We start from the raw sequence: 20,340 nt of genomic DNA on the forward strand, positions 1-20,340 counted from the left end.
CATCACGAATGATGGAAGGTCCGGGCAGGAAACGCTCTCGCTGAAGTGAGGGTTCCGCGACGGTGGCGGCGATCCGCCTGCCATGAAATCGTCGCCCGATGGTCATGCCGGTGTCTTGGTAGTGACCGACAGACGGGACAGCTTCATCCGTCGAAAGGTTTCAGCCATGTCTTTTCTGCTTCCCCGCCTCAGCCGGCGCTCTGTCCTGCGCGGTGCGCTGGCGACCACCAGCATTCTGGCCATGCCCGCAATCAGCCGCGCGCAACGCCGCCCGGTCTTTTCGCATGGCGTCCAATCGGGCGATATCAACGCGCAGGGCGGCATGGTCTGGACCCGCGCGGACCGGCCGGCCCGCATCGCCCTGGAGGTCTCTACCACCGAGGGCTTTGCCGATCCGCGCCATGTGGCCACGCTGAACGCGTTGCCCGACAGTGATTTCGCGGTCAAGGCGCTGCTGGAGGGGATCAACGGCGACCAGACCGTCTTCTACCGCATGACCGCCGCCGATCTCAGCGACATCAATGCTGTCAGCGAGCCGGTGCAGGGCCAGTTCCGCACCGCGCCTGCCAGCCGCCGCAACATCCGGTTTGTCTGGTCAGGCGATACCGCCGGGCAAGGCTGGGGCATCGACGACGAGGGGATGCGCACCTATGCCACCATGGCCGCCCACCAGCCCGATTTCTTTATCCATTCCGGCGACACGATCTATGCGGACGGGCCGATCACCGACGAGGTCGAGATCGAGGGCGGGGTCTGGCGCAACACCACACTGATCGACGAGGTTCGCAAGGTTGCGGAAACACTTGAAGAGTTTCGTGGCCGCTGGAAATACAACCAGATGGACCAGCATGTGCAGGCCATGTCAGCGATGGTGCCGACGCTGTTTCAGTGGGATGACCACGAGGTCGTCAACAACTGGTCGCCCGGCAAGGACCTGACCGGCGATGACCGCTATACCGAGAAATCGGTACCGCTGCTGACCGCCCGCGCCGCCCGCGCCTTTCACGAGATGACGCCGATCAGCTTTGCCCCGACCGAACCCGGCCGCGTTTATCGCAAGATCGCCTATGGTCCGCTGCTGGATATCTTTTTCCTGGATCTGCGCAGCTATCGCGGCCCGAACAGCACCGATATGCAGGACGACATCACGGTCGACTCGCAGGTTCTGGGCAAGGCGCAGCTGGATTGGCTGAAAGCGGAACTGACGGCCTCAGAGGCGGTCTGGAAGGTCATCGCCTGCGACATGCCGATCGGGCTGTGCGTGTGGGACAAGGTGTCCGAGGACCAGAAATATGTCGAGGCCATCGCCAATGGCGACAATGCAGCGCCCAAGGGGCGAGAGTTGGAATTCGCGGGTCTGCTGCGCTTTATCCGTGATCGGGGCATCCTGAACACCGTCTGGCTGACGGCGGATGTGCATTACACGGCGGCCCATGAATACCACCCCGATCGCGCCGCTTTTCAGGAATTCGCGCCGTTCTGGGAATTCGTCTCGGGTCCGCTGCATGCCGGCACCTTTGGCCCCGGCGATCTGGACATGACCTTCGGTCCCGAGGTCAAATTCTTCAAGGCACCGCCCGAAGGTCAGGCCAATCTGCCGCCCTCGGCAGGACTGCAGTTCTTTGGCCTTGTCGATATCGACGGCGATAGCGGGCAGATGTCCGTCAGGCTGATGGACCGGGCCGATACGGAACTGTGGTCGATTACGCTGGACCCGCAGCAGGCCTGAGGCGGCCTAGCCGAAAATCGACCAGCCGGTGAACTGCGCCAACCGCTCGGCGGCGTAGTTCGCGGCGCGGGAATTGCCCGTTTCATTCAATCCCGGCGACCAGATTGCGATGGATGCGCGATCTGGCGCCACCATCAGCAGACCACCGCCGACGCCCGACTTGCCCGCCAGACCCACGCGAAAGGCGAAGTCACCGGATTCGTCGTAATGCCCACAGGTCAGCATCAACGCCGTGATCCGCCGCGCGCGCGTTTCCGACAGCAGCATTGGCGCGCCGGGCAATCCCGCGATGCAGCGACCGGCATTGGCCAGCTGCAGGCAGTTCATCTCGATGGCGCATTGGTGGAAATAGGTGCCAAGCGTGTAATCCGCCGGGTTCTTCAGGTTGCCATAGGATTTCAGGTAATTCGCCAATGCGCGGTTTCGATCACCCGTTTTCTCTTCGGATTGCGCGACCGCCTTGTCGATGTGGATGTCGTCATCACCGGCTGCCGCCCGGATATAGCCGATGATCTCGGAGAGGGCGTCACGAGGGGTGCGACCCGTGAGCAATTCATCGGTGACCACCAATGCGCCTGCGTTGATAAAGGGGTTTCGCGGGCGGCCCTTTTCCAGTTCCAGCAGCAGGATCGAATCAAACCGCGACCCCGACGGTTCGCGCCCGACGCGGGTCCAGATCTGCTCGCCGATCCGGCCCAGCACGCAGCCCAGAGAAAACACCTTGCTGACCGACTGGATCGAGAACCCCTTGCTTGCAGCACCGGCGCTGCAGACCGTTCCATGGGCCAACACGACCGCGATGCCAAATTGCGCCGGGTCCACATCGGCAAGTTCGGGGATGTAATCGGCGACCTCGCCCCAGTCCGCGCGTTCGTGGATTTCCTCGTTCAGAGCGGTCAGAAATTCCTGTAACGCCTGCGGCGTCACATGGTTTCCCTGTTTGCCTGCCACCCCTGCCATGCCCGATCCCCTGCATCGCATCGCCCGCGACCAACTTGCAGCCTAAAGCGGCTGCCCCGTCAAGAGCCGCGGCATCGGGTCAATGGACAGCCCCGCCGCCTGCCGCATAAAGCCCCGCCGCAAGGCCGGGATGGCGCTGACCACCCCCATGCCCAGCCCGCGCGCCGCCCCGATCAGCGGATTGTCGATGCCAAAGAGACTGTTCACCGCATCCATGCCCAGTGCCAGACTGGTCGCGTCAAAGCGCCGCCAGCCCTGATAACGCGTCAGAACATCCTCGGCCCCGATATCCTCGCCGCGACGGGCCGCCTCGACCAGCACTTCGGCCAGCGCCGCCACATCGCGCAACCCGAGGTTGAGCCCCTGCCCCGCAATCGGATGCACCCCATGCGCCGCATCGCCGATCAGCGCGACACGCGGCGCGACATAGCGTTCGGCCAGTGACAGCGACAAGGGATAAGTAAAGCGTGGCCCGGCCAGCGTGAACGGGCCCAGGAAATCGCCGAAACGCGGGCGCAGAACGGCCAGGAATTCGTCATCGGGCAGCGCCTTGATGGCCTTGGCGTTGGTGTCCGTCTCGGACCAGACGACGCTGCTGCGATTGCCGGGCAGCGGCAGAATGGCCAGCGGCCCCGTGGACATGAAATATTGCTGGGCGATGCCGTGATGCGCCTGTTCGTGGTCCACTGCCGCGACCAGTGCGGTCTGGCCGTAATCCCAGCCTTGCCGCCGGATCCCGGCCCGCGTCGCGGTGCCCGATTGGCGGCCATCGGCCCCGACCAGCAACCGCGCGCTGAGGGTGCGTCCATCCGATAGCGTGACGGTTACCCCGGCAGGACCGACATCCTGTCCGGTGACCGAGATCCCGTCAATCAGCGTGATATTGTTGTCCTGCATCGCCGTCAGCAGGGCACGATAGAGGAACCGATCCTCCAGCATATGCCCGACGGCGCCTTCCTCGATTTCGGCGCTGTCGAAATGCAGTGAAAAAAGCCCCGCCCCGTCGCCCGGCTGGCCCTGTGACGCCTTGACCTCATAAATCGGCTGACTTTCTCCGGCCAGGCCGTTCCACAGCCCAAGCGCGCCCAGCAGCCGCTGAGAGGCCAGCGCAAGCGCATAGGCCCGCCCGTCAAAATCATCGGCCTCACGCGTGTCGGCGGGGCGCGTGTCCACGACCGCGACAGACAGGCCAGCCCCGGCCAAAGCCAGTGCAAGGGTCGGGCCGTTCAAACCGCCGCCCGCGATCAGGATATCGTAATCCGGTTTCATGGCCCGCGATCATGCACGGGCGGGCGACAAAGGCAATGCGGCAAGACAGCACCGATCAGCGCAACGGCGCGTGGTCCGCGGCGCATCAGGCCCCCTGCGGCAATCGCTGCTCGGCCTGCCGGATCGCGGCCAACCCGCTGCGATAATCAGGATAGCGCAGGGTGATGCCAAGATCGCGCTTTATCCGGGCGTTCGAGACGCGTTTGGATTCGGCGTAAAAGCTGCGCGCCATCCGGGACATGTCGGCCTCGGCCAAAGCGACCGCGGGCGGTTCGGGCAGATCAAGCAATCGCGCCGCATAGGCCAGAACGTCTTGTGGCGCGGCCGGATCATCATCGCAGACGTTATAGACCGCGCCGGGCTCTGGCTGCTGGATCGAGGCCAGCAGCACCTGCGCGATGTCCTCGGCATGGATGCGCGAAAAGACCTGCCCCGGCTTGACGATGCGCCGCGCCGTGCCTGCGCGCAATTTGGCGAATGGTCCGCGACCGGGGCCGTAAATGCCGGCCAGACGAAAGACATGCAGCGGCAACCCGGCCTGTTCGGCCAGCAAACGCCATGCGGCCTCTGCCTGAACACGGGCCTTGCCGCGTTCGGTCGCGGGGGCGGGCGGCGTGTCTTCGTCAACCCAGCCGCCAGCCTGATCGCCGTAGACGCCCGTGGTCGAAAGATAACCCAGCCAGTCCGGGCGCGCCCGCCGCATGGCCCCATCAAAGGCCGCGAGCACAGGATCGCCATCGGGACCGGGAGCGGCACTGATCAAAATGGCATCGGCGCGCGTCAGACGGTCCGCGATTTCGGTTTCGTCGCCGGGCCACATCAGCGGATCGGCACCCGCCGCCGCAACCTGCGCCATACGCCCGCGCGTGGTGCCCGTTACCCGCCAGCCCTGCGCCCGCAAGAGCGGTGTCAGATAGCCGGCTGAATAGCCGTGGCCCAGTATCACCATTTCTTTTGCCATGCTGCCTGCCGCCGTCACATCCTTGTTGCGCTTTGGGGGGACAATAGGGCGCGGCGCGGTGGATTGCGAGGGCCAGAGGCGGCCGTGGCAGCGGCAGCCCGGCGCCTGTCCCGGCTTCTTGCCAGCATCGCCTCTGGCTGGCACAGTCGCCTGAATCATCAGGGAAGATGCCGATGGCTCAAGACAACCGCTTTCTGCCGGTCGAAACACCAGCGACCGCCAGCCGCGAACAATTTACCGACCCCAAGGCCGCCGTCGCGCGGCTGGAAGAAGTGTACAGGGATGGGACGGATTTCCTGAGCGGTCACTTTGTCAGGACGCTGGCGGGAGAGCCGCCCAAGGCACGCTATCGCGCGTATTATCCCGAGGTCCGGCTAAGCACGACCAGCCATTCGCAGACGGATTCGCGCCTGTCCTTTGGTCATGTCGTCGCCCCCGGCAGCTATGCGGCAACGATCACCCGGCCGGACCTGTTTCGTAACTACCTGACCCAGCAGATCGGGCTGCTGATGAAAAACCACAATGTGCCCATCACCATCGGCCCAAGCGAGACACCCATTCCGATCCATTTCGCTGTTGCCGGACAGTCTGATCTGAATGTGCCGCAGGAAGGTGTGCTGGATTTCAGCCTTCGCGACGTCTTTGACGTGCCTGATCTGGAGACGATGAACGACGACATCGTCAATGGCGAGGCCAAGCCGCATGCCGATGGCGCCTTGCACCTGGCGCCCTTTACCGCGCAGCGCGTGGATTACTCGCTGGCGCGGCTGGCGCATTACACCGCGACCGCGCCCGAATATTTCCAGAACTTCGTGCTGTTCACCAACTACCAGTTCTATGTCGACGAATTCGAGGCCTATGCCCGCCGGGCGCTGGCCGATCCCTCGATGGGATATACCTCGTTCGTGGCACCTGGAAATCACGTCATCACCGACGCAAACGATCCTCTGCCCGCCAATGAAAAAATGCCGCAGATGCCGGCCTATCACCTGACCCGGCCCGATGGGCAGGGGATCACGCTGGTCAATATCGGGGTGGGGCCGTCCAACGCAAAGACGGCCACCGATCATATCGCCGTGCTGCGCCCGCATGCCTGGCTGATGGTCGGCCATTGCGCGGGGCTGCGCAACAGCCAGCGGTTGGGCGATTTCGTCCTGGCCCATGCCTATCTGCGCGAGGATCACGTGCTGGATGACGACCTGCCGGTCTGGGTGCCGATCCCCGCGCTGGCCGAGGTGCAGGTCGCGCTGCAAGAGGCCGTGGCCGAGATCACCCAGCTGGACGGGTTCGAGTTGAAGCGGATCATGCGCACCGGCACGGTGGCCACCATCGACAACCGCAATTGGGAATTGCGCGACCAATCCGGCCCGGTTCGCCGTCTGTCGCAATCGCGCGCCGTGGCGCTGGATATGGAAAGCGCCACCATTGCGGCCAATGGTTTTCGGTTCCGGGTCCCCTATGGCACCTTGCTATGTGTCAGTGACAAGCCGCTGCATGGCGAGTTGAAATTGCCCGGCATGGCGACCGATTTCTACCGGACTCAGGTGGCCAACCATTTGCTGATCGGCGTGCGTGCAATGGAAAAACTGCGCGAGATGCCGTTGGAGCGGATTCACAGCAGAAAACTGCGTTCGTTCAGCGAAACGGCCTTTCTGTGACCCAACGAAAAGCCGCCGAACAGTGCCATGCAGGGCCATTTCAACGAAAAATACTTGATCTAAGAGTCAAAACCGTGTGTAGCAGGCGGTGTGTCGCCGGACAGGCGCAAATCATAATGCCTTAAACAGGGCCAGAGGAGACAGATTTATGGCTAACGCTACCGCGAAACCGATGACCAAGACCCAGCTGGTCGCCGCTCTTGCCGATGAATTGGGATCGGACAAGAAGTCGGCAACTGCAGCGCTGGATGCGATCACCTCGGTGGTGACCCGTGAAGTGTCAAACGGTGGCGCTGTGACGCTGCCGGGTATCGGCAAGATCGCTTGCCGCGCCCGTCCCGAGCGTCAAGTTCGCAATCCCCAGACCCAGGAAATGATGACCAAGCCGGCTGACAAGCAGGTCAAGGTCACTGTTGCCAAGGCGCTGAAAGACAGTGTGAACGCCTGATTTGCCGCAAGGTATGATGATGGGCCGTGCCGAAAGGCGCGGCCCTTTTTTTTGTGCCGACGGGCACGCTTTCCATTCCTCTGACAAGCTGATAGCGCCGATATGTCGGACAGCCGGAGGCACAGAATGGATATCCGCGCGATCTTCATGGGGCTGTCTTTCGGCATCCTCTGGTCATCTGCCTTTACCTCGACACGTGTGATCGTACTGGACGCGCCGCCGCTGACGGCGCTGGTGATGCGCTTTCTGCTGTCGGCGGTGCTCGGCGTGCTGCTGGCGCGGGCGATGGGCCAAAGCTGGCGGCTGACGCGTGCCGAATGGCGCACGGTGATCATTTTCGGGCTGTGCCAGAATGCGCTGTATCTGGGTCTGAACTGGGTGGCGATGCAGCGGGTCGAGGCATCGGCTGCGTCGATCATCGCCTCTATGCTGCCGCTGCTGGTCGCTGCCGCAGGGGCGCTGTTTTATGGCGAGAAACTGCGCCCGATGGCGGTGACCGGGCTGCTTGCCGGTTTTGCCGGGGTGGCCCTGATCATGGGCTCGCGCCTGACCGATGGTCTGGACGGGCCGGGGGTGGTGATGTGTCTGATCGCCGTGGTGGCCCTGACCGCCGCGACATTGGTGCTGCGGGGCACCGGGGGCAGCAAGAATGTGCTGATGCTGGTGGCGCTGCAAATGGCGGTCGGCGCGATCGCGCTGCTGCCATTTTCGCTGATGTTCGAGAATGCGGGAGACGTCGTCTGGTCTTGGACGTTGGTCTGGGCGTTTCTTTACACCGTGCTGGGGCCGGGCCTGCTGGCAACCTTTATCTGGTTCCAGCTGGTCAGCCGGATCGGCGCGACCCGCGCCGCGACCTTTCACTTTCTCACGCCATTTCTGGGCGTCAGCATCGCCGCCGCCTTTCTGGGCGAGCGGTTCGGGCCGACGGATCTGCTGGGCGCGCTGATCGTCGCGGGCGGCATCCTGATGGTGCAACTGTCCAAGGTGCAGACCCGCGGCCCGGCAGCCTAGCGCGCTTAGAACAGGAAGATGCTGTCGGCCACCTGCGCTGCCGTCAGATCGGCCCCGATAACCGTGATCTGATTGTCATCCGCAAGATCGATCAGGACGCCGCCATTGATCTTGCGCACACTGCTGGCGACAAATTCTTCGAGATCCTCGGCGATCAGCGCGTCGTCGATCATCAGCCGATCCTGCCCCGGCTGGAAATCCATGACCCTGTCACGGCCAATATCACTGCCGCGAAAGACGAAATTGTCGGGACCTGCCTCGCCCCATAACCGGTCATCGCCGGGGCCACCATCCAGCCAGTCGCGCATCTGGCCGCCAAACAGCTGGTCATTGCCGGCACCGCCATCCAGCCGGTCGTTGCCCCAGTGTCCGCGGATGATGTCATTGCCATTGCCGCCGGCCATGTTGTCATGCCCGCCCTGCCCCAGCATCCGGTCATGGCCATCGTCGCCGCGCATCACATCGTTTCCGTTGCCACCGACGATATAATCATTGCCCGAGCCGCCCGAGAGCCGGTCGTCGCCGTTCTCGCCGTTCAGCGTGTCATTGCCCCACTGACCGAGGATGTAGTCGTTGCCGGCAGAGCCCAGAATGGTGTCCTCTCCGCCGCCGCCGGCCATCCAGTCATCGCCCGGCATGCCGCGCAGACGGTCGGCCCCGCCGCCCATCCGGAAATCATCGCTGCCCCAGCTGCCGGTCACCTCGGTTGTGGCCGCGCCTGTCATGACCTGACCATTGAAGAACGGCGCCCACTCGGCGCGCGACGGCGCGACGGTGATCCAGCCCGGATCGTTGATCGTGTGGATCGAGACACCGGGCGCCAGATCATACTCGATATGGCCGCCGGTGCTGGCGAAGTTTTCGGTCAGCATCAGCACGCTGCGGGTCTGTCCCTGCAGGACCATTTCACCCACCTGCAGGCCGATGCCGACCAGGTCATACCTGTCCGACAGCAGGTTCGCGCGATGCCCGCTGCTGTTCATCAGGTTGCGGTGCAATTGCTCGATTTCGTCGGTCAAGGTGCCGTTATTGTTGATGGTGACATAGGCGATGTTCTCGGCGGTGGCCCAGCCATTCGACAGATCGAACCCGGCATCGCGCAAGCGCTGAGACGACGAACTGCCACCAGCGCCCGTATGCGAGAAAACATCCGCGTCGAGCATCCAGATCGAGTGATTGTCGGCCGATCTGTTCAGGTGGCGTTCGAGAAACAGGCGGTCTTGCCCGTTTGCGGCGCGCGACTGGTTGATGAGGTCGAGAAGGTACCGTTCGTCCTGCGTTGCATAGGTCATTCAATTCGCCTTTTGGTTGAGCCCGCCATTCCGAAAAGCTTATCCTGCTGGGCGCGACAGGCAGGGTCAAGCGGGCTGCACAAGCCGTGCACCCTGCGCGCACAACCTGTGCACAGCGTGTACACAGGCTACGCGCGCCGGGTTAAGCGGTGGTTAACCGCTGCCCGCCATAGTGAGCGCCTGGCAAAGGGGGCGATCATGGTCAGCAAGGCGGTGCAAGCGCAGCGGGTGAACTATCACTATATGGCCGATGCCATGCGGATGCTGGAATGGGATCTGCACCAGAGCGTGCTGGCGGGGCTGCGCATCCCCGATGAATGGCACCGGATCGCGCGGCAAAAGGACAGCAGCAAAAAGACCCGTGTCACGCTGCGGCTGGATGACGACGTGGTCAGGTTTTGCCGGTCGATGGGGCCGGACTGGCAGGTGCGCATCAACCGCATCATCGCGGTCTGGATGCATGCGCGGCTGGCCGGGCTGATCGAGGGGCCCGAGACGATGGACTACCTGCGGCGCGGCAGCGAGGACGAGGCATTCGAGGACCAACGCCCGCATTGGGGCGACGACCTGAGCCTGAGCCAGCGCGAGATGCTGGAACGCACCTATGGCGAGGCCCGCGCGGAGCAGATGCGCGACGACGAGGGCGTGCCGGTGACGGAAGAGCGCAAGCCCTCGGCCGTTTTGAAGGCTGAGTTCATGGCGATGAAGGCGCGGCGTGGGGATTGAGCGGGGGTGGCAGCCAAAGACAGCGCAGCGCCGGCTATGGTGCGCGTGAGGTGTCGGGATCAAAGCGGTGATTGATCCGTTGTGCCGCCAGTCCGGGCGCAAGAAACAGGGCGAAGGCTTCGGCGACCAGCGTCTCGGCGCGCGGTAATGCCCTGGGACGAGTTGCTAATCAGGTGCTCAGAACGGCAGTGGGTCATCGTCGTTCCAAGTCATTTCTTCCGGCAATGTATGTTCAACGTGAAGTAAAATTACGATCCGCTGCTCGACGTCAATGACGTAGCGAACGGTATAGGACATGATGATCTCTGGTCCGTTTAAATCGAGTTTTGTTCGGGCTATCCAGATTTCCTTGCCTGTGCTGTCAAGCACTCCGGTTTGGAAGAATCCTCGCGGTTCACGCTTAAGGCCGAAGCGTATGGGCAATGTGCCGTTCGCTACCACGATCTGGTCGCCGCAGTCATATACTGCAGCTCTGTAACTGGTGGCTTCCTCAATGATCCAATTCACAGGCAAGAGCCCACTAAATCTATTCTACCAATTATATTTTTCTTTCAGTTCTTCGGTGCGAGTGATCTCATTGGCTGTAACAGCTTTGTTAGAGAGCGCCACATAGCTGTACGGCATTGTGTCCCTCATTTGCAGTGCACGCCAACGTACATCATGTGATGCCTCACTAATCTCTACGGCCGGCATCCCCCTTAGTTCTTCGATAACCTCGTCCACGATTGCAATCTCATCATCCGAAAAAAGACTGAGCGCGGCTTTGCGATGTGCGATAGTTCTATCTTGCGTATAATCCCCAATTGGAACTTGCTGCAAGGTGATTGCACCCTCGTCAATTAGTTCCCGGCGAACCGGAAGCAGAGCTTTAGGCGCAGGTCCCTGAGGAAGTTTGAAATATTGAGTCCCGGTTATTGGTCGGGCCGTACGTTCAAATGCCCTAAAGTCCGAATGGTAAAGAATCTTGTTGAGCATTATGGCGCCGAAGCTATTGTCATCTGCGCACCGGTCAGAAATGTAGACAATCAGCTCCTTCAACTTTCGCGCGCCCTGATCCACGGGAAAACTGAAGAGCAGGCGAGCATCGTGTGGGTTACTCATTGATTCGCCTCCTGAGCAAATTGTAGCTCAAGTAGAATCGTGCGACAACACAAGTTTGACAAGGAGTCAAGAAGATTTTACTGAAGCGACGCGCTTAACTACTTGAAAACTGTAGTTCTTTGTGCGGCCTCACGCCTGCAGCGACCGCACTCCGACTTCGCCCTCTTCGCGTGACTTGATTGCGGCGACGGCGGCGATGCTGGCGGCGGCGGTGGTGTAGTAGGGGATCTTGTCATAGAGGGCAACGGCGCGGATTTCGCGTGAGTCTGCAATGGCTTGCGCGCCTTCGGTCGTGTTCAGAACCATGGCGATTTCGCTGTTTTTCAGGCGATCCACCACGTTGGGGCGGCCCTCGTAGACCTTGTTGACGCGCTGGGACTGCACGCCTTCGGAGGCCAGGAAATCGGCGGTGCCGCTGGTGGCGACGATCTGGAAGCCCATGGCGATCAGGTCGCGGGCGGCGGCGCCCATCTCGGCCGTCTTGTCGGCATCCTTGATCGAGATAAAGACCAGCCCGTCATGCGGCAGGTTGGTGCCGGCGCCAAGCTGGGCCTTGAGGAAGGCGCGGGGGAAGTTGCGGTCCCAGCCCATCACCTCGCCGGTCGAGCGCATTTCCGGGCCAAGCAGGGTATCGACGCCGGGGAAGCGGGCGAAGGGCAGCACGGCCTCTTTCACCGAGAACCACGGCGTGATCGGGTCGGCCAGGGTCAGCGGATCGGCAAAGGGCAGGTCATCTTCGGGGCCGACGCCTTCGGGATAGGGCTCGCGCGCGGGGAAGTTCGACATCGGCTCGCCGGCCATAAGCCGCGCGGCTATCGAGGCGATGGCGCTGTCGGTGGCTTTGGCGACGAAGGGCACGGTACGCGAGGCGCGGGGATTGACCTCGAGCACGTAGATCGCGCCGTCTTTCAGTGCGAATTGCACATTCATCAGGCCCTTGACCTGCAACGCGCGGGCCATGTCGACGGTCTGGCGTTTCAGCTCTGCGATGGTGGTCGCGTCCAGCGTGTGGGGCGGCAGGGAACAGGCGCTGTCGCCGGAATGGACGCCGGCTTCTTCGATATGTTCCATGATTCCAGCGACATGGACGTTTTCGCCGTCCGATAGCGCATCCACATCAACCTCGATCGCGCCGGTCAGATAGCTGTCCAGCAGCACCGGGTTCTTGCCCGAGACATTGACGGCTTCGGTGATGTAGCGGTTCAGGTGGTCCATATCGCGCACGATTTCCATGGCGCGGCCGCCCAGCACGTAGGAGGGGCGGATGACCAGCGGAAAGCCGATGCGTTCGGCGATCTTGACGGCCTCGGCGTCGCTATGGGCGATGCCGTTGATCGGCTGTTTCAGGTTCAGATCGTTCAGAAGCTGCTGAAAGCGTTCGCGGTCTTCGGCCAGGTCGATGGCGTCGGGCGTGGTGCCGAGGATCGGGATGCCCTCTGCCTCCAGCGCGTTGGCCAGTTTCAGGGGTGTCTGGCCGCCGAACTGGACGATGACGCCGTGAAGGGTGCCGTTTTCCTGCTCGACCCGCAGGATTTCCAGCACATGTTCCAGCGTCAGCGGTTCGAAATAGAGGCGATCCGAGGTGTCGTAATCGGTGCTGACGGTTTCGGGGTTACAGTTGACCATGATGGTCTCGTACCCGGCATCGGTCAGGGCGAAACAGGCGTGGCAACAGCAATAGTCGAACTCGATCCCCTGCCCGATGCGGTTGGGGCCGCCGCCGAGGATGACGACCTTTTTGGCGTTGGTCGGGCGGGCCTCGTTTTCCACGTCGCCCATCGCGGGGGCTTCGTAGGTGGAATACATATAGGGGGTCTGGGCCTCGAATTCGGCGGCGCAGGTGTCGATGCGCTTGAAGACCGGCAGGATCTCGGCGGCGACGCGGGTGTGGCGGATGTCGTCTTCTTCGCGACCGGTCAGGGTGGCCAGCCGGGCATCGGTGAAGCCCATCATCTTCAGCGCGCGCAGGCCGTCGGAATCGGCAGGCAGGCCGTTTTCGCGGACCTTGTTTTCGGCGTCCACGATCTCGCGCAGGCGGGACAGGAACCACGGGTCAAAGCTGGTGACGCGCTGGATCTCATCGTCGCTCAGGCCCAGACGCATGGCTTGTGCGATGACGCGCAGGCGGTCCGGCGTTGCCTTGGAGAGTGCGGCGATGATGGCGGGCCTGCCCTGATCTGCGGCGCCTTCGATGGCGATTTCGTCCAGCCCGGTCAGGCCGTTTTCCATGCTGGTCAGCGCCTTTTGCAGCGACTCGTGGAAGCTGCGGCCGATGGCCATGACCTCGCCCACCGATTTCATCGCGGTGGTCAGTTCGGGCTTGGAGCCGGGGAATTTCTCGAAGGCAAAGCGCGGGATCTTGGTGACGACATAGTCGATGCTGGGTTCGAAGCTGGCCGGCGTGACCTTGGTGATGTCATTGTCCAGTTCGTCCAGCGTGTAGCCGACGGCCAGTTTCGCGGCGATCTTGGCGATGGGGAAGCCGGTGGCCTTGGAGGCCAGCGCCGAGGAACGGCTGACGCGGGGGTTCATCTCGATCACGACCATGCGGCCATCGGCGGGGTTGATCGCCCATTGCACGTTGGATCCGCCGGTTTCGACGCCGATTTCACGCAGCACGGCGATGCTGCCATTGCGCATGATCTGGTATTCGCGATCGGTCAGGGTCAGCGCGGGTGCAACGGTGATCGAATCGCCGGTATGCACGCCCATGGGATCGACGTTTTCGATGGCGCAGACGATGATGGCGTTGTCGTTGCGGTCGCGCACGACCTCCATCTCGAATTCTTTCCAGCCCAGCAGGCTTTCATCGACCAGCACCTGCGCAACCGGGCTGGCATCAAGGCCCGAGCGCACGATGCGTTCGTAATCGTCGCGGTTATAGGCGACGCCGCCGCCGGTGCCGCCGAGGGTATAGGCGGGGCGGATGATGGCGGGCAGGCCGATCTCTTCGAGCGCATCCATCGCCTGTGCGACACCCGCCGAGACGTCGTATTTGCCGCTGGCCAGCCTGGGCGCGGCGACGATGGTTGCCTTGGGGTTTTCAAGGCCGATGCGGTCCATTGCCTCGCGGAACAGCTTGCGGTCCTCGGCCATCTCGATGGCGCTGCGCTGTGCGCCGATCAATTCGACGCCGTAGCGGTTCAGGGCGCCGGAATCGGCCAGCGCCAGCGCCGTGTTCAGCCCGGTCTGTCCGCCCATCGTGGGCAGCAGCGCGTCGGGGCGTTCCTTGGCGATGATCTTTTCGACGATTTCGGGGGTGATCGGTTCGATATAGGTCGCGTCGGCCATTTCCGGGTCGGTCATGATCGTCGCCGGGTTCGAGTTGACCAGCACGACGCGGTAGCCCTCTTCGCGCAGCGCCTTGCAGGCCTGTGCGCCGGAATAGTCGAACTCGCATGCCTGCCCGATGACGATGGGTCCGGCACCGATGATCAGGATAGATTTGATATCGGTTCTTTTCGGCATGGTCGTGCCCCCGGGCTTGTCATGGATTACGGCAAATCGTCCGGGGTTATAGCCAAGCGCCGCCGGGGTGCAAGGCAAGATGGGTGCCGGGGGGAACGATTATGGTAATGAACCGATGCCAAGGGCGCGGCGATCCACGAAATTTCGGAGGGTCGCCCGGTGTGATCGTCAGGCGGTGCAAGCCCTGAGCGGTGGTGGGACGGAGGGCACGCGCGGGTCAGCGCAGCAGGATCACTTCCAGCCGGTTGTTTTGCGGCGACATCGGATTGACGTCGCGATTGCGGCGATCTGCAAAGCCGGTGATGCGCTGGATGCGCCCGGCCCTGAGGCCCGAGTGTTCCAGCGCGCCGCGCAGGGTTTGCGCGCGCGCGGTGGACAAGTCCCAGACCGGCGATGTCACCAGCGCCTCGGGATAGGCGCGGACATGACCGGAAATGGCGATATCATTGCGCAGCCCCGACAGCGCGCCCGAGATTACCTGGGCCAGATCCCCGAGGATCGGCTGGGCCTGATCGCTGTCTTCCTGAAAGAGCGGCGCGGCGGTCAGATCGGTCAGTTCGATGACCAGACCCTCGTCGGTCATGCGGGTGACGACATGTTTCAGCAGGTTTTTCATCTGCATCGATTCGGCACCCAGACCGTTCAGTTGATCCTGAACCTGACGCGCCACGGCGTCGTAATCAGAGCTGCGCTGGGTGTCGTTGACCTCGACATCGACGCCCAGCCGGACGCCTGCCTCGATGCCGTCGCCGGTCGCGCCGGGTGTCCGGGTGACGCTGGGGTTGAAATATTCCGACAGGCCGCTGCGCTGTTGTTCGGTGGTTGCGTTCAAGAGCCACATCAGCAGGAAGAACGCCATCATCGCGGTGACGAAGTCGGCATAGGCGACCTTCCACGCGCCGCCGTGATGCGGGGTGGGCCCGGAGGCCGCCACCCGTTTGACAATGATCCGCGTCTGAGGCGGCTTTTGCTGCGCGTCCATCGACGAACCCCACATTCCCTAATACCCGGAAAGCAGAATCCGCCTATTTCACGGCCAGAACAAGTTAACCGGTCAAATGCAACGCAGTTCAGCCTTACTCGTCATAGCTGCGCCGGTCCTCGATCACCATGCCGTCGTTGGGCAGGCTGCCGGGCTGCACGATTTCGACCTGGCCTTTCAGCTTGAGGGTGTCGGCGACCGAGTTCTGGAAATCCTCGGGCGCGCCGGCCTTGACCTCTAGCTGCACGGTCATGCTGTCCATCTCGCCGTTGCGCTCGGCGATGACGCGGGCGCGCTGGATTTCGGGGTGGCGCGCGACCAGGGTGGCGACCTGTTCGGGGCGCACGAACATGCCCTTGATCTTGGTGGTCTGATCGGCGCGGCCCATCCATCCCTTGATGCGCATATTGGTGCGCCCGCAGGGGCTGATCCCCGGCATCACCGCCGACAGATCGCCGGTGGCAAAGCGGATCAGCGGGTAATCGGGATTGAGCGTGGTAACCAGCACCTCGCCGACCTCGCCCTCGGGCACCGGATCGCCGGTGCCGGGGCGGACGATTTCGACGATGACGCCCTCGTCGACGATCATGCCCTCCATGGCATCGGATTCGTAGGCGATGTTGCCCAGATCGGCGGTCGCATAGCATTGCAGCGTGGCGATGCCGCGATCAGCGTAGAGCGCGCGCAGGGACGGAAACAGCGCACCGCCCCCGACGGCGGCGCGGCGGATGGCCAGTTGCTCGCCCATCTCATCGGCCTTGTCGATGATCACCTTGAGGAAATCGGGCGTGCCGGCATAGACGGTGGTGCCGATATCGACGGCGGCGCGGACCTGCAATTCGCTTTGGCCGGTGCCGGCGGGCAGGACCGCTGCATCGACGGCGCGCGCACCGGATTCGAACATCATCCCGGCAGGCGTCAGGTGGTAGCCAAAGCAGTTATGGACGATATCGCCCCTGCCCACGCCCGCCGCATGCAGGAAACGGCCCAGCCGCCACCAGTCGCCCTCGCGGCGGCCGGGTTCGTAGATCGGGCCGGGGCTTTGGAAGATGTGGTCGAATTCGGCGGCCAGCCGGGTGGTAAAGCCGCCAAAGGGCGGGGTCTTGGCCTGCGCCTCTGCCAGTTCGGATTTGCGGATCACCGGCAAGCGTGCCAGCGCCGCGCGGTCGATCACGCTGTCGGGGTCGACGTCGCGCAACAGGCGCGCCAATGCGGGTGCCGTGCGCGCCCTGCCGATCGTGGCCGGCAGGGCCTCGGACAGCGCCTCTTCGCGTTCTTCGGGGCCGCGGACCTCGAGATCGTCATAATATCCAGCCATAAGACACCCCCTGAATGCGCGGCCCGGCGCGCGTCAAATCTTGTTGCTGCTGCGCAGCAGGTCGCGCTCCGGTCCAGCGCCGACAGCCCGGATATGTCGCGCCGCCCCCAAAAGGCCCGCGCCCCTAGGCCAGCCAGCGCTTGCGCCGGCGATAGCTGCGCACGTCGCGGAATGACTTGCGGCCCTCGTCGGACATGCCGAGGTAGAATTCCTTGACGTCGGGGTTCTCGCGCAATGCGGCGGCGGGACCGTCCATCACCACGCGACCGCTTTCGAGGATATAGCCGTAATGGGCAAAGCGCAGCGCCACGTTGGTGTTCTGCTCGGCCAGCAGGAAGGTCACGCCCTCGCCTTCGTTGACCGCCTTCACGATGCCGAAGATCTGTTCGACCAGTTGCGGGGCAAGCCCCATCGACGGCTCGTCCAGCAGGATCGTTTCCGGCCGACTCATCAGCGCGCGACCGATGGCGACCATCTGCTGTTCGCCGCCCGAGGTATAGCCGGCCTGCGATTTGCGCCGTTCGCGCAGACGCGGGAAATAGTCATAGACCATTTCCAGATCCTGCTTGACCGCCGCCGCGCCGTCGCCGCGCGTATAGGCCCCGGTCAGCAGGTTTTCCTCGACCGTGAGGTGTTCGAAACAGTGGCGGCCCTCCATCACCTGGATCACGCCCTGCTTGACCAGCGCGGCGGGATTGAGATCCGAGATGCGCTCGCCCCGATAGGTGATGCTGCCCTTGGTCACTTCGCCGCGTTCGCTGGCCAAGAGGTTCGAGATCGCCTTGAGCGTCGTGGTCTTGCCAGCCCCGTTGCCCCCCAGAAGCGCGGTGATACCGCCCTTGGGAACCGACAGGCTGACGCCTTTCAGGACAAGGATCACGTGGTTGTAGATCACCTCGATACTGTTGACTTGCAGCAAGGTTTCGCTGTTTTCGGCGTCGAACATCATGGCCCCCAATGGCGGTGGTCCCGGCGACTGGCAGCCGCCGGGACAGGTCGTCTTAGTTGCAGCGCTCGGTCACGCCGGCCTCGGCGGCATAGGCCGCGCTGTCTTCTTCGATCAGCGGCTGCAGCACCTCTTCATCGGGCTCGATGAAATCGGTGATCAGGTTCCACTGACCGGCTGCCGCATCCCATTGCTGGATCCGGCCAAGACCGGCGCCGCCATGGTTGTCACAGCTCAGCGAGATCGGCTGGCCGAAATCTGGCAGGCCCAGTTCCTCCATCCGCTCTGCGCTGATCTCGAGCGCCTCGAAACCGTCGCGCAGCTGTGCAGGGGTGATGGCCGAGGTGCCGGCAAGGTCCTGTGCCTTCTTGATCGCCTCGGCGATGACCAGCGCGGCATAGGCGCCGCGCGAATACAGCACCGTGCCGATCTGATCGCCCGCGCCCGATGCCTTGCCGGCATCGTAGACATGGGTCTTGAGGTCGTCATAGAGCGGATATTCCTGACCGACACCGTGGAAGGTCAGCGCCTTGTAGCCATTGGCGCCCTCGCCGGCCGAGATCACGTCATTTTCCGAACCCGACCACCAGATGCCGATCATGTGGTCCATCGGATAGCGGATATTCACCGCCTCCTGGATGCCGACCTGGTTCTGCACACCCCAGCCATACATGATGACATAGTCGGGCTTGTCGCGGCGAATTTGCAGCCACTGGCTTTTCTGTTCCTGACCCGGCGCGTCGACCGGCAGTTCCGACAGTTCGAAGCCGTGCTTTTTCGACAGTTCCTGCAGGGTCCGGATCGGTTCCTTGCCATAGGCGCTGTTGTGATAGACCAGCGCGATCTTCTTGCCGTTCAGATCGCCGCCTTCCTGCTCGAGGATATGCTTGACCGCGACCGAGGCACCGTCCCAATAGTTCGCGGGCGCGTTGAACACCCATTCGAACACCTTGCCGTTCTTGGCCGAGGTGCGGCCATAGCCGGGCGTATACAGCGGCATGTTGTCGACGCTGGCCTTGGGGATCAGCTGATAGGTGATGCCGGTCGACAGCGGGTTCATGACCAGCGGGTTGTCACCCTTGAGCGCCTCGTAGCATTCGACGCCTTTTTCGGTGTTATAGGCGGTCTCGCATTCCGGCACCTGGATGATCTCGCCGCCGATGCCGCCGTCGCGTTCGTTGAGCAAGGTGAAATAGTCGTTGAAACCGTCCGCATAGGGAATGCCGTTGGCGGCATAGGGGCCGGTGCGATAGCTGAGGTTCGGCACCACCAGATCGGCCATTGCAGGCGCCGCAGCCATCAGACCGGCGGCAACGATTGCGGGGAATGTCAGTTTCTTCATTTTGGGTCTCCTCCCAGTTTTCAGGCGCCGGTTGTCCGGTTCTGTGAATGGATCAATGCGGGAACGGCCACAGCCGCAGCTTTTCCTTGGCCAAGGACCACAAGCGGGCAAGGCCGTGTGGCTCGACGATCAGGAACAGGATGATCAGCCCGCCCACGATCATCAATTCGATATGGGCGGCCAGATCGGTGGGCCAGCCGAGGGTGCCGACCAGCACGTTCTTGAGCATGACCGGCAGCAGCACCAGAAAGGCGGCGCCGGCAAAGCTGCCAAAGATGCTGCCCAGACCGCCGATGATGATCATGAAGAGCACGAGGAAGCTCTTGTTGATGCCGAAGGCCTCGCCGACTTCGGCGGCGCCCAGATAGACGGCAAACAGCAGCGCGCCCGCGATGCCCACAAAGAAGGACGACACCGCGAATGCCGACAGTTTGGCGGTCAGCGGATTGACCCCGATGATCTCGGCGGCGATGTCCATGTCGCGGATGGCCATCCATTTGCGCCCCGCGGTGCCGCGCGTCAGGTTGCGCGCGACCCAGGCCAGCAGCACGGCAAAGCACAGGCAGATCAGGTATTTCGCCGGCGCGCTGGTGGCGGGGCCGGTGACGGCAATATCCAGCACGGTGCGTTCCGGCGCGGTGATCTGGCCCGAGGCCGAGTAGTTGTAGAACCACGGCACCTTGTTGAACAGCCAGACCAGAAAGAACTGCGCGGCCAGCGTCGCCACGGCCAGGTAGAACCCCTTGATCCGCAGGCTGGGCAGGCCGAACAGCATCCCCACCAGCGCGGTGATACCGCCGGCCAGCAGGATATGGATGACGATGCTGATCTCTGGGAAGGCCGTCATCAGCTTGTAGACGGCATAGGCGCCCACGGCCATGAACCCGCCGGTGCCCAGGCTGACCTGCCCGGCATAGCCGGTCAGGATGTTCAGCCCGAGTGCGGCAATGGCATAGATCAGGAAGGGCACGAAGACCGCATTGGCCCAGTAGTCGTTGATCAGGAACGGCACCACCAGAAAGGCAATGGCGAGCAACAGGTAATAGCCCCAGCGATCCAGCTTGATGGGAAAGGTCTGGCCATCCTTGCGATAGCCGGTCTTGAAATCGCCTGCCTCACGATACAGCAT

At 62.9% G+C, this 20,340-nt stretch carries 17 protein-coding genes; 5 read left to right on the plus strand and 12 right to left on the minus strand.

Annotated features, from left to right (window positions below; all coding sequences use genetic code 11):
• Nucleotides 1–166 precede the first annotated feature (166 nt).
• Nucleotides 167–1,729 carry an alkaline phosphatase D family protein gene (locus CUV01_RS04380; RefSeq protein ID WP_101461861.1) on the plus strand — a complete coding sequence of 521 codons (1,563 nt, stop codon included), beginning with the start codon at nucleotides 167–169 and terminating at the stop codon, nucleotides 1,727–1,729.
• 6 nt (nucleotides 1,730–1,735) lie between these two features.
• Here CUV01_RS04380 and CUV01_RS04385 read toward each other — a convergent pair whose 3' ends face one another.
• The 3 genes from CUV01_RS04385 to CUV01_RS04395 all read right to left on the minus strand — a co-directional run bounded on the left by CUV01_RS04385 (nucleotide 1,736) and on the right by CUV01_RS04395 (nucleotide 4,919).
• A complete protein-coding gene (locus tag CUV01_RS04385) occupies nucleotides 1,736–2,689 on the minus strand; it encodes a glutaminase (protein ID WP_101459394.1) in 954 nt (317 codons plus the stop codon).
• 42 nt (nucleotides 2,690–2,731) lie between these two features.
• Nucleotides 2,732–3,958 (minus strand): UbiH/UbiF/VisC/COQ6 family ubiquinone biosynthesis hydroxylase, encoded by a 1,227-nt coding sequence (locus CUV01_RS04390; protein WP_101459395.1) that lies wholly within the window; start codon nucleotides 3,956–3,958, stop codon nucleotides 2,732–2,734.
• An 85-nt stretch (nucleotides 3,959–4,043) separates the two neighbouring features.
• Nucleotides 4,044–4,919, minus strand: a complete 876-nt coding sequence (locus tag CUV01_RS04395) for an SDR family oxidoreductase (RefSeq protein ID WP_101461862.1) — start codon at nucleotides 4,917–4,919, stop codon at nucleotides 4,044–4,046.
• A gap of 173 nt (nucleotides 4,920–5,092) precedes the next feature.
• Between CUV01_RS04395 and CUV01_RS04400 the strand changes: the two genes are divergently transcribed.
• The 3 genes from CUV01_RS04400 (at nucleotide 5,093) to CUV01_RS04410 (ending at nucleotide 8,036) form a co-directional block, all read left to right on the plus strand.
• Entirely contained in the window at nucleotides 5,093–6,577 is a 1,485-nt protein-coding gene (locus CUV01_RS04400; protein ID WP_101461863.1) for an AMP nucleosidase, read from the plus strand.
• Nucleotides 6,578–6,725: 148 nt separating this feature from the next.
• The gene (locus CUV01_RS04405; protein ID WP_101459396.1) at nucleotides 6,726–7,025 is read left to right on the plus strand and encodes an HU family DNA-binding protein; all 300 of its coding nucleotides are present in this window, start codon (nucleotides 6,726–6,728) and stop codon (nucleotides 7,023–7,025) included.
• 126 nt (nucleotides 7,026–7,151) lie between these two features.
• Entirely contained in the window at nucleotides 7,152–8,036 is an 885-nt protein-coding gene (locus CUV01_RS04410) for a DMT family transporter (RefSeq protein ID WP_101459397.1), read from the plus strand.
• Nucleotides 8,037–8,041: 5 nt separating this feature from the next.
• Here CUV01_RS04410 and CUV01_RS04415 read toward each other — a convergent pair whose 3' ends face one another.
• Nucleotides 8,042–9,328, minus strand: a complete 1,287-nt coding sequence (locus tag CUV01_RS04415) for a CAP domain-containing protein (protein ID WP_101459398.1) — start codon at nucleotides 9,326–9,328, stop codon at nucleotides 8,042–8,044.
• Between the two features lie 198 nt (nucleotides 9,329–9,526).
• Here CUV01_RS04415 and CUV01_RS04420 point away from each other — a divergent pair, with 198 nt between their 5' ends.
• Complete coding sequence (locus tag CUV01_RS04420; RefSeq protein ID WP_101459399.1) at nucleotides 9,527–10,054, plus strand: BrnA antitoxin family protein; 528 nt, start codon at nucleotides 9,527–9,529, stop codon at nucleotides 10,052–10,054.
• Nucleotides 10,055–10,231: 177 nt separating this feature from the next.
• Here the strand turns inward: CUV01_RS04420 and CUV01_RS04425 are convergent, their stop codons facing one another.
• The 8 genes from CUV01_RS04425 to CUV01_RS04460 all read right to left on the minus strand — a co-directional run bounded on the left by CUV01_RS04425 (nucleotide 10,232) and on the right by CUV01_RS04460 (nucleotide 20,340).
• Nucleotides 10,232–10,561 carry a hypothetical protein gene (locus CUV01_RS04425; RefSeq protein ID WP_101459400.1) on the minus strand — a complete coding sequence of 110 codons (330 nt, stop codon included), beginning with the start codon at nucleotides 10,559–10,561 and terminating at the stop codon, nucleotides 10,232–10,234.
• Nucleotides 10,562–10,585: 24 nt separating this feature from the next.
• A complete protein-coding gene (locus CUV01_RS04430; RefSeq protein ID WP_101459401.1) occupies nucleotides 10,586–11,155 on the minus strand; it encodes a Panacea domain-containing protein in 570 nt (189 codons plus the stop codon).
• A gap of 129 nt (nucleotides 11,156–11,284) precedes the next feature.
• Entirely contained in the window at nucleotides 11,285–14,623 is a 3,339-nt protein-coding gene (gene carB, locus CUV01_RS04435) for a carbamoyl-phosphate synthase large subunit (protein WP_101459402.1), read from the minus strand.
• A gap of 217 nt (nucleotides 14,624–14,840) precedes the next feature.
• Nucleotides 14,841–15,605, minus strand: a complete 765-nt coding sequence (locus tag CUV01_RS04440) for a flagellar motor protein MotB (protein ID WP_101459403.1) — start codon at nucleotides 15,603–15,605, stop codon at nucleotides 14,841–14,843.
• A gap of 94 nt (nucleotides 15,606–15,699) precedes the next feature.
• Complete coding sequence (locus CUV01_RS04445; RefSeq protein ID WP_101459404.1) at nucleotides 15,700–16,923, minus strand: phenylacetate--CoA ligase family protein; 1,224 nt, start codon at nucleotides 16,921–16,923, stop codon at nucleotides 15,700–15,702.
• 124 nt (nucleotides 16,924–17,047) lie between these two features.
• Nucleotides 17,048–17,869 carry an ABC transporter ATP-binding protein gene (locus tag CUV01_RS04450; RefSeq protein ID WP_101461864.1) on the minus strand — a complete coding sequence of 274 codons (822 nt, stop codon included), beginning with the start codon at nucleotides 17,867–17,869 and terminating at the stop codon, nucleotides 17,048–17,050.
• Between the two features lie 55 nt (nucleotides 17,870–17,924).
• Complete coding sequence (locus CUV01_RS04455) at nucleotides 17,925–19,211, minus strand: ABC transporter substrate-binding protein (RefSeq protein ID WP_101459405.1); 1,287 nt, start codon at nucleotides 19,209–19,211, stop codon at nucleotides 17,925–17,927.
• Nucleotides 19,212–19,263: 52 nt separating this feature from the next.
• Entirely contained in the window at nucleotides 19,264–20,340 is a 1,077-nt protein-coding gene (locus tag CUV01_RS04460) for a branched-chain amino acid ABC transporter permease (RefSeq protein ID WP_101459406.1), read from the minus strand.

Source organism: Paracoccus tegillarcae, from assembly GCF_002847305.1.
Classification (GTDB): domain Bacteria; phylum Pseudomonadota; class Alphaproteobacteria; order Rhodobacterales; family Rhodobacteraceae; genus Paracoccus; species Paracoccus tegillarcae.